The organism is Qipengyuania pacifica, from assembly GCF_019857205.1.
GTDB classification, from domain to species: Bacteria; Pseudomonadota; Alphaproteobacteria; order Sphingomonadales; family Sphingomonadaceae; genus Qipengyuania; species Qipengyuania pacifica.
The window spans coordinates 1-14,215 of sequence record NZ_JAHWXO010000008.1; the positions used below are offsets into that span (position 1 = coordinate 1).

The following is a 14,215-nucleotide window of genomic DNA, read 5'->3' on the forward strand; positions in this document are numbered from 1 at the left end:
CCTTCCTTTCGCTCGGTCTTTTCTCCGGGGAATAGCCAGGCGCTGCCCGGAGGGCCCGACCCATTATGGCAGCGATCATCTGAAACGGTCGTTTGAGGTGGACTGGATTGGCCTGGCTTACCGCATTTCCAGCATGATGGTCCCGCGCCGCCCGCATCAAGGACGGCAGGGGCCCCACCATTTTGTCCGCCGCCGGATTGCATCCGGCACCGGACAAAACCGTTTCCCCCTGCGCCGCTTCGCGGTCGCCCTGTCAGGCGATCCTGTGACCCGGTCTGCCCGGGCCCATCGGCCAACCTCCTGTCGTCTCGCGACAGATTTCAGGAGGATTATCATGACCTATTTCACGAAATGCACACTGCCTTCGCGCAATTATTTCGAGGCTCTGGAAACAGCTGAGCAACGGGCCTTGCACAGCTTCTTCGACCAGCATGTTATCGAGGATGACGAACTCGGATATCGCGCGGTCGACGAAGGCGACTACAATGCGCTGCCCCCGCATCTTGCGATCCGGGTCGTTCATACCGTCCATGGCGGAATGCTCGACGAATTCTGAGGCATTCTGCAGGGCAGGGACCGGCAGCGGTTCCTGCCCTTTTTTCGTGTCTCTTATGGGCTGAGCTACAGGTTCAAGTTTCGATCCAGCAGCAATCGGCGGTTCTCCAAACATCGGCTTGGCCAACTGGCGATCGGGATAAATGGAGCGGGGCTGGGGACGCACTCTGTCCCGCGCATCTGGCGATACGCTCCTGAGGGTGCGGCATTACGTGTTTTTGGGGCCCCGCATGCACTTGCGAACCGGCAGCGGGTCGGGCGAGCGGGAAGCTACGGCCGCGACAGGTCCCGCTTGCCTTGCTTCCCACAGGCCCTTGGCCACTGCCTCTCTCGCAGGTGCGGTTCATTGCTCTGAGCCTTCGGCATTGCAGCCGAAAGCCTGCCGGGCAGCGCGATAGCGTCGGGTTCTGCGCGGATGCCGCCCCTCCTCGATCCTGCCGAGCTCAGATCGGTAGGGGCGACAAATCCGAACGCGGCATCGTGTCGCTCCCCCCATTGCCAGGGCATGCGCCATCACCCTCCGCAATCAGCGGCAGTTAGCCGCAGCCACCCAAGCCTCCTGGAGCTAACCCCATGCCCGCCGTTCCCGATCCGGTCCGTCCCCGCTACCTGCGCACCCCGGATGCCGCGGTGCATCTGGGGCTTTCGCCGCGCACGCTCGAAAAGCACCGATGCTATGGAACAGGGCCGGTCTACCACAAGCTCGGCGGCCGCATCGTTTACCGGCCCGAAGATCTCGACGCCTGGGCCGAGCAGGGCTTGCGCCGTTCCACCAGCGATCCGGGCAAGGGCGTCGTTCATCCTGCCAAGCGGATCGACGGCTACACCGGTCCGGTCCGGCGCTGAAGCGGTACCATGCGCTCCTTGAAGACATCGGACGGCGGGGCCGGACAGCTCGACCTGTTCGTCGGCGCGGGCAGCGACATCGCCGCGCGCGATGCGCAGGATCTGATGGCCTGGCCTTTCTTCAGCCTCGCCAAGTCGAAGCGAGTGAAGCCGATCGACTTTCGTATGGGCGAGGTCGCCATCCTGGTCGAAGCGACCGCCGAGCATGGCATGGCCACGATCTGGGATGCCGATGTGCTGATCTGGGTAGCCAGCCAGATCGTCGAAGCGCGCGATGCCGGCAAAGCCACCTCGCGCCTGATCGCAGCAACGCCCCATGAAATCTTGACCTTCACCCGGCGCGGAACCGGAAAAGCAGGCTATGAGCGCCTGAAGGCCGCGCTCGATCGCTTGCAGTCGACCAGCATCGCCACCTCGATCCGGCAGGCCGGGGCGCGGCGGCGGAGACGATTTTCCTGGATCAACGAATGGCGCGAACGGCTCGATGACAAGGGGCGCGCACTCGGTATCGAAATGATCGTGCCAGACTGGCTCTACGAGGGCGTGCTCGACCGTGCGCTCGTCCTGACCATCGATCCGGCTTATTTCGCGCTCACCGGCGGTCTCGAGCGCTGGCTCTATCGCATCGTACGCAAGCATGGCGGGAAACAGAAGGGCGGATGGAGTTTCGACATTTCGCACTTGCATGTGAAGTCGGGCGCGCTGTCGCCATTGAAGCGCTTCGCATTCGAAGTGCGGACCATCGTCCGCCGCCAGTCCCTCCCGGGCTACAGTCTCGCACTTGAGCACCAGTTCGGCCGCGAGCGTCTCCTGTTCGTCGCGACGCCTGTCGATCCCTTTACAGCTGCGCGCCGCCGCATCGGTCTGCCCCCTGTGGAAAAGGGCGTGTGATGTTCGGACTATCAGGAACCATAACGTTCGGACGATCGGGAACCCGATGCCCGGACTATCAGGAACCAAAAGCCTGCTCGACTCGCCGGAAACGCAGCGCTCGCGGAGCCCTTAACAATGCTAACAAGGAATCTTCCAGATTCCTGCTAACACAGCCACGCCTGTGCAAAAGCGCAGCGAGCGCTTCGCTTTCGCCCACGGAAAGGGTCGACGCAGGTGCCGGTGATCCGCCACTCACGCATGTCACACTGGTGTGGCGCGGCGGCGTGCAGGAAGACTGGCTTCGGTTCGGCAAGCCCGTTGAAGAGCGCATTATTGATCGCCGGACGCGTATCGAAAGCTATGCTCCGGGACAGGTTTTTGCCTTGGTTCGGTGGGCTTCGAACGATTACGGGACTATCCGCTCGGCGTTCGCAATCGCCCGCGCCGTCGGCATCGGCGACCCGTTGACCACATTGCCGCAGGTCGATCCCGGCGCGCAAATCCTGTTGTCGGTGAAAGGCTGGCCCAAAGTCCGCCAGGCCTTTGCGCTGATCGATGCGATCGAGGAGCACGGCATCGATCCCTGCGATGTGGCTCCGGACCACTGGCGTCATGTCCACAACAGGCTGGCAGCGGGCATGCAGGCACGTTCCTATTCCCCTGCGCGCCATCGCGACTGGATGCGGCGGCGAAAGCTGCAATCATGAAGCGGCGCACCGTCTTTCTGGCAGGCATGGTTGCGGCAGCGACACTGACCAGCACTGCATTCCCGCTCGCGCGACTTTTCGTCTGGAACGCGACTGCCAGCGTGCCGGTTGGCCTGTACTCTATCGGCGGAAAGACTGGTCTTGAAAGAGGCGACCGCGTCGCGATCGAACCTGCATCCAGGCTGCAGCGATACCTCGCCTCGAGGGGTTATCTTCCCGCAGGCGTCCCGCTCATCAAGGAGGTTGCGGCGTTTGGCGGGGATACGGTCTGCCGGCACGACCTTCTGGTCACAATCAATGGGACGGCTGCGGGAGCGGCGCGCCGGCTCGACAGCCTTGGACGCGAACTGCCTGTCTGGGAAGGGTGCCGGACGATCGCTGCGGATGAACTGTTCGTGATGAACAGGCGCGCCCCCGGCAGCTTTGACGGGCGTTATTTCGGGCCTGTCGCACGCGCCGATGTCATCGGGCGGGCGCGGCCTGTCTGGACCGATGAAGCGGGCGGCGGAGACTATGTCCTGCTTGCCCCGCTCGCCGACTTTCCCATCCCCAACGTCACTGAAGGAGACGCACAATGACCTGTATCGGCACTTTTACAGCCACACCCGACGGCTTCGAGGGGCGGCTGAAAACCCTGACTATCGATAGACCACTGACCCTCGTGGCCGCCGACCCCGGCGACACCGAGAACGCCCCGGATTATCGCATCATGGCGGGCAACGGCGAGGAAACCTACGAAGTGGGCGCAGGCTGGAAGCATGTCGGCGACAAGGCTGGCAGCTTCGTTACACTATTGATCGACGATCCTGCGTTGGCGCGGCCCTTGCGTGCCAATCTGTTCAGTTCTGACGACCAGAGCCATGTCCTGATATGGTCGCGCGGCGCGCGCCGCCCGGCAAAGGGCTGATTCCGTGCTCCGCCCGTATCTTCTGCAGGGACTTCTGGCCGCCATGCTGGCGGCGAGTCCGGCACAGGTTTTTGCGCAATCGCCGCAATTCATCCGGCTGTCGCCGCGTATCGAGATTGCAGCGCATGTCAGCGAAGCATCGCAGCAATTCGGCATTCCCGAGCACTGGATCTACGCGGTGATCCGGGTCGAAAGTGCGGGCCGGGTGCGAGCCGTTTCCAGAGCAGGAGCGATGGGTCTCATGCAGCTCATGCCCGGAACCTGGTCGCGGCAGCGCGCCCGGTTCTCGCTCGGGCAAGACCCGTTCGACCCGCGCGATAACATTCTGGCCGGCACGTCTTACCTGCGCGAAATGTATGATCGCTACGGCGCGCAAGGTTTCCTCGCGGCATACAATGCAGGTCCGGGACGCTACGAAGACTGGCTTGCCGGACGGCGTTCGCTGCCACTCGAAACGCGCCGCTATGTCGCCCGGATTGCGCCGCTGTTGCAGTCCGAGCGCATGTTTGCGGCGGCGCCTCTACAAGCCAGGAATGTTCCGGCTGGCGCCTTGCAGCCTCCCGGCGCAGCGCGAAAAGAGTTGGACGAGGTGGCTATGCCCGGCCCCGCGGCGAACCCCTTCGCGCGACCGGAACAAGCCGCGCACGATCTATTCGCGCCCGTCTCGACGGCTTCCTCCCAATGAAAGCGAGCCTCGCACCTTCGCGCAGCCATGCGTTCCCTGGCGAAAGCGGGCGAAGGACGGGAGGCTTGCGCACCAAAGGAAGGGAGGGATGGCGAGATAAAAGCACCGCCGTCGGTCGGGGTGCAGGTGGTTGGTTTTGCGGGAGATTATGCGCCATCTCTGCTGTGCGCCTGCAGGCGCTTGGACCGAAATCCTTAGGCTTTTCAATGCTGAAAGCGCCGTCTGCCGATTTTCCAGTCTATGGCTGACGATGAAATCAACATCAGGCGGGGTCGGTCGCGAGACAGCGATGCGCGCGCCTATCGCAAGGCCGGTTCGCTGGTCGGACGCGTGCTGCAGGTTTCGCGCCGGTCAGGCTATACACCGCTCACGCGAGGCCGGGCTGGCGGCGGAACCGGACATCTGGGACGCGGCAAAAGGGCTGCGTTCCGAGGCCGCCCCCATGCTTTCCAGCGGCGGGTCATCATCAAGGCGCGCGTCGTTCGTCATGGCGGCAGCCGCTTCCGCTCTGCACCGCTCGCTCGCCACATCGCCTATCTCGAACGCGACGGCGTCACCCGTGACGGATCGGATGCCCAGATGTTCGATGCCTCGTCGGATGAGGTCGATGGCGATGCCTTCGCCGCGCGCTGCGAAGACGACCGGCATCACTTCCGCTTCATCGTGTCGCCGGAAGACGCGAGCGAGATGGCTCACCTGCGCGCTTTCACGCGCGAACTGCTTGAAGATATGGCGAGCGACCTCGACACCAGCCTCGACTGGGTAGCGGTCGATCACTGGAATACCGATAACCCGCACGTCCATGTTCTGGTCCGCGGAGTTGCCTCGGACGGCAGGGACCTGGTGATTGATCGCTCTTATATCAGCGAAGGCATGCGTGCCCGTGCCCAGGAGCGCGTCACTATCGAACTCGGGCCGCGCAGCGAGCGCGATATTCAGCTAGCGCTTCGCCGCGAGGTCGATGCCGAGCGCTGGACCTCACTCGACCGCCGGCTGCAAAAGCAACGCGACGATCTCGGCGTGGTCGATTTGTCCCCCGAAGTCGATGCGACACGCCGCAGCAACCGCGCATTCCTTATCGGCCGCGCACGAACGCTCGAACGCATGGGATTGGCCGAGCGGATCGGGGCGGCGCGCTGGACCTTGGCCGCAGATTGCGAACCGACCTTGCGCGCGCTTGGCGAGCGCGGCGACATTATCAAGACCTTGCACAAGGCGATGAGTGGACGCGGCGCGCAGGGCGCCCTTGCACCTTTAGCGTTGCATGGAGAAAACGAGAACCGCCGAGTCATTGGAAGGTTGGTCGAGCGCGGTCTTCATAATGAGCTAACAGGCGAGGCCTATGCGATCATCGAAGGAGTTGACGGCCGCGCGCACTATCTTCGCTTCCCCGATCTGGACCAGACGAGCGATGCAGAGCCTGGAGCCATCGTCGAAACAAGCGAATGGACCGACCGCAAGGGGCGACGGCGCAGCAGCCTGCTGGTGCGTTCGGACCTGCCGCTCGAGCGGCAGGTCGACGCTCGCGGCGCAACTTGGCTCGATCGGCAGATGTTGTCGCCTCGAGCCGAGACACTGGGATGCGGGTTTGGCAACGAAGTCCGCCAGGCTCTGGATGAGCGCCGTGCCTGGCTTGTCGATCAAGGGCTGGCGAAGCGGCATGGGAAGAGCGTGACCCTGGACCGCAATCTGCTGGGAACGCTTCGCAAGCAGGAACTGGACGCAGCGGGCGAAGCGTTGGCCGCGCGTCACGGCCGTTTGGCAAGACCGATTGCGGAGGACGAACATGTTTCCGGCCTCTACCGCGAGCGCATCACGCTCGCCTCGGGCCGTTTTGCCATGGTCGATGACGGAGTGGGCTTCCAGCTCGTGCCTTGGAGGCGCGACCTTGAGCGGCATCTGGGAGAAGAAATCACAGGCAAGGCCAATGCGCGCGGAGGTATCGATTGGAGCTTTGCGCGCTCTCCGCAAAAGGGAATCTGATGAAGACACAATTCGCAACTTCATCACGAAGGGTCAGGATAGTTGCGCAAATTGGCAAGGAGGCAGCGAAGCTGGACCACCGTCACCAGGGCGGTCGGACTTACCTGTCGCGGCGTGTATTGAATGGCTGAAGCTGATGGTCCAGCGCCCAGCGACCGGGCCCGCGAACGAATAGATAGATAAGTGATCCCAGGATCGCTACGTTTTTGAACAATGGCCCGGTGTGCCCGGGGGCGACATGGACGGCGACGGTAATCGGAACGAGTGTCAGGAAAAGGGCTGCTGCCGAAATCCGCGTCATGTATCCCAGGGCCAGTGTAATTCCCGCCGCTATGAAAATCGCACCGGAAAGCCACAAAAGGACTGAGGGGTTGCCGATAATCTCGACGTGGGACCTCCACGGCGAGAGATGCATTCTACCGAGCATGTGCTGGTGAGCGAAGAAATGCCCAAGGCCACCGATAATAAAGATCAGGCTGATCGATAGACGGAAGACTGGATCGACTACTGTGACCTTCTCGGCCATTCGAGCAAGCGCGTTGTCCAGCTTCCTGAGCATGCGTATTCTCTCATCCTGCTATTGGCATTCGATTTGGGGCAATTCGGGAGCGGCCGGGACTACTGCGTCCGGGGGCCGGCTTCTTCAGGTGAATGGGGGGTGCCCAGCACATTGACGGGCAACTTGAGGTATACGGTGCCATTGTCTTCGGCTGGCGGCATCCTGCCGGCTCTTATATTCACCTGGATCGAAGGCAGGATCAGTTTGGGCATTCCAAGCTGGCTATCCCTCGCTTCGCGCATCGCGACGAACTCGTCTTCGGTGACATCATCGCGCATGTGGACGTTGCCGCGCCGTTGCTCTCCAACGGTCGTTTCCCAGCGATGTTCGGTCCGGCCTTCGGGCAAATAGTCGTGACACATGAACAGGCGGGTCTCCGGGGCCAGCGCATAGATCTTGCGGATCGAGCGATAGAGCGTCCGCGCGTCTCCGCCGGGAAAATCGGCCCTCGCAGTTCCGAAGTCGGGCATAAAGAGCGTGTCTCCTACGAATGCCGCGTCGCCGATCAGATACGTCATGCACGCGGGCGTGTGGCCGGGCGTGTGGATCGCGCGGGCAGATAGGGCCCCGACCGAGAATTGATCGCCATCCTCGAAAAGGTGATCGAACTGGCTGCCATCGCTGGCAAGGTCCTGTCCGGCATTGAAGATTGGACCGAACGTTTCCTGAGTCAGGGAAATTCGGCTGCCTATTGCGAGCTGCCCGCCGAGGCGTTCGCGAATATACGGGGCCGCCGAAAGGTGATCCGCGTGCACATGCGTTTCAAGTATCCATTGGCAGTCTAGTCCGTGGGACTCCACGTAGTCGATCACCGCGTCAGCGGATTTCGTATCTGTACGGGCAGAGGCCGGATCAAAGTCCAACACGGGATCGACAATGGCGCAGGCTGTCGATTCCGGGTCGCGCACGACATAACTTATCGTGTTCGTAAACTCGTCGAAGAATGGCTGGATCTGGGGGTGCATGTCGGTCATCTTTATGTGCAGGAGGAGATGCGGGTCGCTCGTTTAGCCACGCTGCGCGTCGATATAATCGCGTACGAATTCTGCGAGCGCGGGTTGATCGCAGGCAAAGCCCATTTCTTGTGCTTGCGCGAGCGCGGCGTCGCCGCTGAGGTCATTTTCAGCCGCGACATGCATTATTGTGAAAGCGCCCGCTCGTTTTCCGGACGCGCAATGTACAAAGAGCGGGCCCGGTAGTGATTTGACGCAATCTCGGAAGCGGTCGACGAGGTCACCGGTCAGCGCATCGCCTGCGACGGGAATGTTGCGGTATTCCAAGCCAAGCGCAGTGGCTTTCTCACCCTCGAGCTGGGGAGTCATGGGCGCGTCGGGCTCGTTTTCGCAGCGCAGGTTTACCACCGACTTGTAGCCGGTTCGGGCCAGCTGCGACAGGTCTTCGCTCGAGGGGGGAGCCATGCCGACCGCATAGCGGTTACCGATCTGTTTCACGTCGTTCATATTCTCGCCTTCGTTTTGCAATGACGCAACTTAGCGCCGTCAGACTTGACTATATATGCATACCTTCGCATATATGCAACTATGAAACCTGAAGACATGTATGAGCAGGCTGGCAAAGCACTTGCCCTTCTCAAGGCGCTGGGCAGTCACAACCGGCTGATGATTGCCTGCCAGCTGGTCGAAGGCGAGCGCAGCGTAGGTGATCTCGCCGATCTGCTGGACATCCGCGAGGCCGCTGCCTCGCAGCAGCTTGCGCTGCTGCGCAAGGATGGTCTGGTCACCCCGCGACGCGAAGGGCGAACCATTTACTACTCGCTTGCCGGAGATGCGCCGCGCCGAGTGCTCGAAACGCTTTATGATCTCTACTGCAAGGAGCCAGGAGAGACCTTGTCGCCGGCCTCTGAATTGCCGCCTGAATGATGGAGGCATCGTTCCTGCAGTATATGCTGTCGATAGGTTCGGGCGGACTGGTTGGCTTTGCGCTCGGCCTGATCGGCGGCGGCGGTTCGATCCTTGCCGTTCCCTTGCTGCTGTATGTCGTGGGGGTACGGGATATGCATGTCGCTATTGCGACCTCCGCTGCGGCAGTGACGGCAAGCGCCCTATTCAATTTGGTGTTTCATGCCAGAAACGGGACGGTGAAATGGCGCTGTGCCGGAACTTTCGCCACCTTCGGCGTCATCGGTGCGGCGATTGGATCGACGCTCGGTAAATTGACCTCGGGGGATCTCCTGCTGGGACTGTTCGGTCTGGTGATGGTCGCCGTCGGACTTGCAATGTTGCGTGATCGCAAGGGTGGCAGCGATCCCGACGTGAAGCTGACATCGCAAACAGCGCTTCGACTTACACCGCGCCTTGCGCTGGGCGGCGTGTTGGTCGGTGCTCTCGCTGGTTTTTTCGGTATCGGTGGCGGGTTTCTGGTGGTCCCCGGCCTTGTCGCTGCAACGGCGATGCCAATCCTGAACGCGATCGGATCCTCTCTTGTCTCAGTCTCGGCGCTGGGCGCGACAACCGCCGCCAATTATGCGCTTGACGGTCTGGTCGACTGGCACATCGCGGTGAGCTTTATCGTTGGAGGAGCAATCGGCGGTTTCCTGGGCTCACTGGCGTCTCGTCGCCTGGGTGACCGCAAGCAGGCACTTACCCGCGTCTTTTCCTACACGATCATCGCGGTTGGAATATTTATTGTCGGCCAATGGCTGTTCTTCACGTCAACGTGAGCTGACAGGCTGCGCACCATATAGCTGCCCGTCTGCATTCGCTGGTCGGATAGAGCAAAAACTGTGGTTCTGGGTCGTCCCTTATCTTCAGGGATCAGGCTCATCGCAGTCGCAAGTAGATTTGACAAAAGCACCACGTGATGCCTATATAAGCGTCAGGAGATGCGATATGGCCAATGCGGCAGTTCAGCATGCCAAGGCTCCCACGGGGCTTCAGACCTTTGCAGGCGACGGTGATCGCAATCGCCTCACTGGCGCTGCGGTCAAAGCCGTGTTGCGCCTTGCCGATGCTTGGGGTGCGAGCAACGCTGAAGGCGCCGCGCTGCTTGGCGTCTCCGAAAGCACCTGGGACCGGATGAAAGCCGGAACATGGGAGGGCTCGCTCGGTCAGGACCAGTTGACCCGCGCGTCGGCGCTGATCGGCCTGTTCAAGGGGCTGCACCTGCTGTTTGCTAACGACATGGCCGACCGCTGGCCGAAGCTTGAAAACAGGGCGCCGGTCTTCGATCGCCGCTCGCCCATCCAGGCAATGATCGAAGGCGGTATTCCGCGCATGCTCGAGACCAGACAATATATCGACGCTCTTCGTGGCGGGCTCTGAGGAGGCAGGCGCGCCGCCGCAGATTCGCGAAGCGTTCGAGCGGACGGTCCGACTCGTTTCGAGCGCGCGTTTGCGCGAAGCGGTCATGGCTCCGCTTGCCGACAGTAACGAAGATCTCGCGCTGCTCGCTGAAATAGAGGGGGCGACGAGCTCGCGGCTAATTGCTGAAGAGCGCGGGTTTGGCGAACTGACAGCCGACGAACTGGTTCACGGCGTGCCGCATGCCAGATTTATCAATGCGAGCTTTGCTTATGCCAAACCGCGCGAGCCCAATCGCTTCAACCCCGCGAACCGCGGGGCATGGTATGCCGCGCTCGGTGTCGAGACCTGTATTGCCGAGGTCGGCCATCACCTGACACAGGCGCTCGCCGATGCCGGCGATTTCGATGCCGTTGTCGAATATGGCGAGATGATTGCCAGCATGGCGGGCGTCTTCATCGATTTGCGCGACCTGCCTGGTCACCCGGCCCTCGATCCGGACAAGACGAAAGGCTATCCTGTCGGCAATGCTCTAGCGGCGCAGTCACGCGCCGCCGGCCATAACGGCATTATCTATCCTTCGGTCCGCCATGCGGGCGGAACCTGCATCGCGGCCTTGTGGCCCAATGTCGTGCAATCGGTCGCGCAAGGAGCAATGTACCGGCTGACTTGGTCTGGCAATCCTGCCTTTGATTGGGAAGCAATCAAGCCGCGTGCATCACCATTACTAAAAGGTCCCTATGAATCGGACGGTCAAGGCAAGCGATCTGGTCGGATTGTTTAGTTGATATGATTTATCGAACCCAAAGCTTCTGCAACCAAGTGGGATGCTGACCGGTGGCGTTTAGATCTTCGCGCGTAGGAACGAGCATTGGCCAATGACGAGAGTGGGGCCGTGAGCTGACCTTCCGCTTGTGGCGAGAAGGGCTGCAGAGCTGACGCTCACCAATGAGATTTGATGATTCTCAAAATTCAAAGGAAGCGCGCATTTAACGTGCACTTCCCCTGGTCAGACCCGCCGTACTCCGTCTGCGTTACCAAATTCACCTCACCGATTGTCTGAACGCAACAGCCGACAAAAAATATCAACATAGACTTTTCTTGGGGGGATAATGATCCGAACACTCGCAGCCGCACTAGCCACGACATCCTGCATCGTTGCCCTGGCAACGCCTGCTGCCGCGCAGACTCGGGAGTACGACATCGCCCAAGGCACACTGAAAGATGCACTCGACGCCTACATACGTCAATCCGGACGGCAGGTTGTCTACCGTGCCGACCAGGTCCGAACAGCACGATCATCTGGTGTTCGCGGTTCATTCTCGCCCGAGGCGGCATTGGCAGCGCTGCTGGAGGGAAGCGGATTTGCATCGCGTATTGATGGGGAACTGATTGCGATTGTGCAGCTGGGGCGGAATGATCGCAGCACGTCCCCGGTGGCGGCAGAGGACAGCGAAAACACGACTGATAACGAGATCGTTGTTACCGGATCGCGAATCCGGGGGGCGCGGAGCACGGGCGAGGTCACGACTGTCGAGCGAGAACAGATCTTGGAGGCAGGCCAAGTCGATCTTGGGGAGACCCTCCGATCCTTGCCCCAAAACTTTTCCGGAGGTCAGAATCCCGGTGTCGGCTCGGGCGGTGGCCTGGTAAACGAGAACGTGAGTTCGGCGTCCAGTGCAAACCTAAGAGGTTTGGGGCCAGACGCTACACTTACTCTCCTGAATGGGCACCGTCTGCCATACAACTCGGCGTTTCAGGGTGTCGATATCTCGGCCATCCCGATTGCGGCGGTCGAAAGGATCGAGGTCGTTCCGGATGGAGCATCTGCGGTATATGGGTCTGACGCGGTTGGTGGCGTCATCAACGTGATCCTGCGTCGTGACTTCGAGGGCGTAACCACCTCGGGTCAAATCGGTACGAGCACAGATGGCGGCTACTTCCGAAAGCAGGTCGACGTAGTGGCCGGGACCGTCTGGGACCAGGGCGGACTGGTGCTGGCGTATGACTTTGCTGACAACTCCCGGATCGAAGCGAGAGATCGCGATTATACCAGCATCCTTCTGCCCGAAACTACACTCTTCCCACCGATGACCCGCCATGCGGCGACGCTTGCAGGACACCATAGAATTACGCCGGACGTAGAGATCGCGCTCGACGCATTGTACTCGTATCGGGAGTCAACAGTCGCCGGAGGTACGCCGACGCAGAAGTTCGAGCGCGACAATTTGCTTGAAACATTTGCCGTAACACCTTCTGTCAAGTTCGATCTGGGTTCTCACTGGCGGGCGAACCTCGTCGCGGTGTACGGAAGCGATCGAACCGAGGTCTTTCGTGACACGATTCCTGCGGTAGGCGCCACAACTACGAACACCGTAAGATATACCCATGAGATTTTCTCGATGGAAGGTGGTGTGGAAGGGCCGTTGTTCAGCATTCCGGGTGGCGATGTCCGACTGGCGGCGGGAGCGGGATTTCGCAACAATCGTCTTGATTATGCTTTGATCACTCCCGGCCTGACCCCCGAGTTTGACGTCACTCAACGTTCGCGCTTCGCATATTCGGAATTGTACGTTCCGATTTTCTCCGATCAGAACTCCATCGACGGAATTGAGCTCCTGACTCTTTCTGCCGCCGTGCGATACGAGGATTATGAATCGCTCGATCGTCTCGCCACTCCACGGATCGGCGCGGTGTACTCACCGGTCGAGGGGCTGGTGTTCCGCGGAAGCTGGGCGCGGTCCTTCAAGGCACCGACACTGTATCAACAGAATTTCATTACCGAAGCCATCCTCATCCCGTCCACATTCTTTGGAGTGGGTTCGGGCTCGGATGCTCTGCTGCTGATCGGTGGCGGAAACCCCGATCTTACGCCTGAAAAATCGGAGAGTTGGACCCTAGGGTTCGAGTTCACACCCGATGCACTGCCCGGCCTTTCCATTTCGGCATCCTGGTTCGATATCGACTACGAGGACCGTGTTGTAAGGCCAATATCCGGGAGTATCTCAGCTGCGCTGAGGAATCCGGGCTATGCAAGCTTGATCGACTTCTCACCTGATCCGATGGAATTGAATGCATTGATCGCCAGTGCCCAGTTTGGTTTGGAAAATTTCACGGGACAGCCATACGATCCGGCGAATGTTGTCGTTCTCTACGACAATCGTAACATCAACGTCGCAGCCTGGAAGATCAAAGGAATTGACGCAAACATCGCTTGGCGTCGCGATTTCGAAGGCGACAGGTCGTTTGGCATTGATCTGTCTGGTAGTTGGCTGAAAAGCGAGCAGCAGATCACGCCGGACTTGCCGCCTGTCCGGCTCGCAGGGACTATTTTCAATCCACCGCGCTTCAGAGGCAGGGGCACCGTTCGCTATCAAGCAGGTCCAATCACAACCAACGCAGCTGTCAATTACATCGGCGCGCTTGAAGATCGGCGTATTGCTCAAATCGAGCGCCTTTCGCCGAGCGCCACGATTGATTTCGGGCTGCACTACGAGCTAATCTCCGGCGAGAAGCGCGATCCAGGGCTCGAAATATCGATTACTGTTCAAAATGTTTTGAACGATAAGCCGAACACCATTAGCCAGACAGGCCCTACGGACACTCCATACGACTCAACCAATTATTCGCCGATCGGTCGATTCATCGCGTTTGGTATAAGACGACATTGGTAAGCAATGAACTCTCAAGCCAATCTAGATAGCCCTTTTCACATTGGCGCAAGCAGCCGCGCGACCGTATCGTGGCTAGCTTTCCTCGCTGTCATTCTAATTCAGGGTGCCAACATGTTTCGGTTTTGCTTGTTCAAGGCTGAAGAGGTCTCCGTTCGCGGTTGCCGGC

Annotated in this window: 16 protein-coding genes; 13 read left to right on the forward strand and 3 right to left on the reverse strand. The window is 60.4% G+C overall.

Going from position 1 to position 14,215, the window contains the following annotated elements; all coding sequences use genetic code 11:
- Positions 1–334 precede the first annotated feature (334 nt).
- The 8 genes from KYK83_RS12705 (at position 335) to KYK83_RS12740 (ending at position 6,556) form a co-directional block, all read left to right on the forward strand.
- Positions 335–556 carry a hypothetical protein gene (locus tag KYK83_RS12705; RefSeq protein ID WP_010240235.1) on the forward strand — a complete coding sequence of 74 codons (222 nt, stop codon included), beginning with the start codon at positions 335–337 and terminating at the stop codon, positions 554–556.
- A gap of 572 nt (positions 557–1,128) precedes the next feature.
- The gene (locus KYK83_RS12710; protein ID WP_010240237.1) at positions 1,129–1,401 is read left to right on the forward strand and encodes a helix-turn-helix transcriptional regulator; all 273 of its coding nucleotides are present in this window, start codon (positions 1,129–1,131) and stop codon (positions 1,399–1,401) included.
- Positions 1,402–1,410: 9 nt separating this feature from the next.
- Positions 1,411–2,292 carry a replication initiator protein A gene (locus KYK83_RS12715; protein ID WP_222828513.1) on the forward strand — a complete coding sequence of 294 codons (882 nt, stop codon included), beginning with the start codon at positions 1,411–1,413 and terminating at the stop codon, positions 2,290–2,292.
- Between the two features lie 161 nt (positions 2,293–2,453).
- The gene (locus KYK83_RS17450; RefSeq protein WP_430299241.1) at positions 2,454–2,981 is read left to right on the forward strand and encodes a DUF2840 domain-containing protein; all 528 of its coding nucleotides are present in this window, start codon (positions 2,454–2,456) and stop codon (positions 2,979–2,981) included.
- On the forward strand, positions 2,978–3,559 hold the full coding sequence (locus tag KYK83_RS12725; protein WP_248284454.1) for a S26 family signal peptidase: 582 nt from the start codon (positions 2,978–2,980) through the stop codon (positions 3,557–3,559). Before KYK83_RS17450 ends, KYK83_RS12725 begins: the two co-directional genes overlap by 4 nt.
- Positions 3,556–3,888 carry a DUF736 domain-containing protein gene (locus KYK83_RS12730; RefSeq protein ID WP_222828515.1) on the forward strand — a complete coding sequence of 111 codons (333 nt, stop codon included), beginning with the start codon at positions 3,556–3,558 and terminating at the stop codon, positions 3,886–3,888. The genes KYK83_RS12725 and KYK83_RS12730 overlap by 4 nt, the downstream gene beginning before the upstream one ends.
- Positions 3,889–3,892: 4 nt before the next feature.
- Positions 3,893–4,573, forward strand: a complete 681-nt coding sequence (locus KYK83_RS12735) for a lytic transglycosylase domain-containing protein (RefSeq protein ID WP_430299224.1) — start codon at positions 3,893–3,895, stop codon at positions 4,571–4,573.
- Between the two features lie 240 nt (positions 4,574–4,813).
- On the forward strand, positions 4,814–6,556 hold the full coding sequence (locus KYK83_RS12740) for a relaxase/mobilization nuclease domain-containing protein (protein ID WP_222828516.1): 1,743 nt from the start codon (positions 4,814–4,816) through the stop codon (positions 6,554–6,556).
- A gap of 100 nt (positions 6,557–6,656) precedes the next feature.
- Here the strand turns inward: KYK83_RS12740 and KYK83_RS12745 are convergent, their stop codons facing one another.
- Genes KYK83_RS12745 through KYK83_RS12755 form a run of 3 tightly spaced genes read right to left on the reverse strand, consistent with a single transcriptional unit; the run spans position 6,657 to position 8,575 of the window.
- Entirely contained in the window at positions 6,657–7,115 is a 459-nt protein-coding gene (locus tag KYK83_RS12745; protein WP_248284455.1) for a DoxX family protein, read from the reverse strand.
- Positions 7,116–7,174: 59 nt separating this feature from the next.
- Complete coding sequence (locus KYK83_RS12750; protein WP_222828517.1) at positions 7,175–8,080, reverse strand: MBL fold metallo-hydrolase; 906 nt, start codon at positions 8,078–8,080, stop codon at positions 7,175–7,177.
- 42 nt (positions 8,081–8,122) lie between these two features.
- On the reverse strand, positions 8,123–8,575 hold the full coding sequence (locus KYK83_RS12755; RefSeq protein WP_222828518.1) for a protein tyrosine phosphatase family protein: 453 nt from the start codon (positions 8,573–8,575) through the stop codon (positions 8,123–8,125).
- 81 nt (positions 8,576–8,656) lie between these two features.
- Between KYK83_RS12755 and KYK83_RS12760 the strand changes: the two genes are divergently transcribed.
- From KYK83_RS12760 to KYK83_RS12780, 5 genes are all read left to right on the forward strand, one after another.
- Complete coding sequence (locus KYK83_RS12760; protein WP_222828519.1) at positions 8,657–8,995, forward strand: ArsR/SmtB family transcription factor; 339 nt, start codon at positions 8,657–8,659, stop codon at positions 8,993–8,995.
- Positions 8,992–9,795 (forward strand): sulfite exporter TauE/SafE family protein, encoded by an 804-nt coding sequence (locus tag KYK83_RS12765; protein WP_430299225.1) that lies wholly within the window; start codon positions 8,992–8,994, stop codon positions 9,793–9,795. Before KYK83_RS12760 ends, KYK83_RS12765 begins: the two co-directional genes overlap by 4 nt.
- 169 nt (positions 9,796–9,964) lie before the next feature.
- Positions 9,965–10,396: an antitoxin Xre-like helix-turn-helix domain-containing protein gene (locus KYK83_RS12770; RefSeq protein ID WP_222828520.1), complete on the forward strand. Its 432-nt coding sequence runs from the start codon at positions 9,965–9,967 to the stop codon at positions 10,394–10,396.
- A complete protein-coding gene (locus tag KYK83_RS12775; protein ID WP_222828521.1) occupies positions 10,383–11,159 on the forward strand; it encodes an RES family NAD+ phosphorylase in 777 nt (258 codons plus the stop codon). Before KYK83_RS12770 ends, KYK83_RS12775 begins: the two co-directional genes overlap by 14 nt.
- A gap of 328 nt (positions 11,160–11,487) precedes the next feature.
- Positions 11,488–14,049, forward strand: a complete 2,562-nt coding sequence (locus KYK83_RS12780) for a TonB-dependent receptor (RefSeq protein WP_222828522.1) — start codon at positions 11,488–11,490, stop codon at positions 14,047–14,049.
- Positions 14,050–14,215 lie beyond the last annotated feature (166 nt).

What these genes read in the sequence shown, in the direction of transcription:
- KYK83_RS12740 (WP_222828516.1), top strand. Translation starts at nt 4,814, where the DNA reads ATGGCTGACGATGAAATCAACATCAGGCGGGGTCGGTCGCGAGACAGC.
- KYK83_RS12730 (WP_222828515.1), top strand. Translation starts at nt 3,556, where the DNA reads ATGACCTGTATCGGCACTTTTACAGCCACACCCGACGGCTTCGAGGGG.
- KYK83_RS12760 (WP_222828519.1), top strand. Translation starts at nt 8,657, where the DNA reads ATGAAACCTGAAGACATGTATGAGCAGGCTGGCAAAGCACTTGCCCTT.
- KYK83_RS12780 (WP_222828522.1), top strand. Translation starts at nt 11,488, where the DNA reads ATGATCCGAACACTCGCAGCCGCACTAGCCACGACATCCTGCATCGTT.
- KYK83_RS12750 (WP_222828517.1), bottom strand. Translation starts at nt 8,080, where the DNA reads ATGCACCCCCAGATCCAGCCATTCTTCGACGAGTTTACGAACACGATA.
- KYK83_RS12745 (WP_248284455.1), bottom strand. Translation starts at nt 7,115, where the DNA reads ATGCTCAGGAAGCTGGACAACGCGCTTGCTCGAATGGCCGAGAAGGTC.
- KYK83_RS12755 (WP_222828518.1), bottom strand. Translation starts at nt 8,575, where the DNA reads ATGAACGACGTGAAACAGATCGGTAACCGCTATGCGGTCGGCATGGCT.
- KYK83_RS12715 (WP_222828513.1), top strand. Translation starts at nt 1,411, where the DNA reads ATGCGCTCCTTGAAGACATCGGACGGCGGGGCCGGACAGCTCGACCTG.
- KYK83_RS12705 (WP_010240235.1), top strand. Translation starts at nt 335, where the DNA reads ATGACCTATTTCACGAAATGCACACTGCCTTCGCGCAATTATTTCGAG.
- KYK83_RS12710 (WP_010240237.1), top strand. Translation starts at nt 1,129, where the DNA reads ATGCCCGCCGTTCCCGATCCGGTCCGTCCCCGCTACCTGCGCACCCCG.
- KYK83_RS12770 (WP_222828520.1), top strand. Translation starts at nt 9,965, where the DNA reads ATGGCCAATGCGGCAGTTCAGCATGCCAAGGCTCCCACGGGGCTTCAG.
- KYK83_RS12765 (WP_430299225.1), top strand. Translation starts at nt 8,992, where the DNA reads ATGATGGAGGCATCGTTCCTGCAGTATATGCTGTCGATAGGTTCGGGC.
- KYK83_RS12725 (WP_248284454.1), top strand. Translation starts at nt 2,978, where the DNA reads ATGAAGCGGCGCACCGTCTTTCTGGCAGGCATGGTTGCGGCAGCGACA.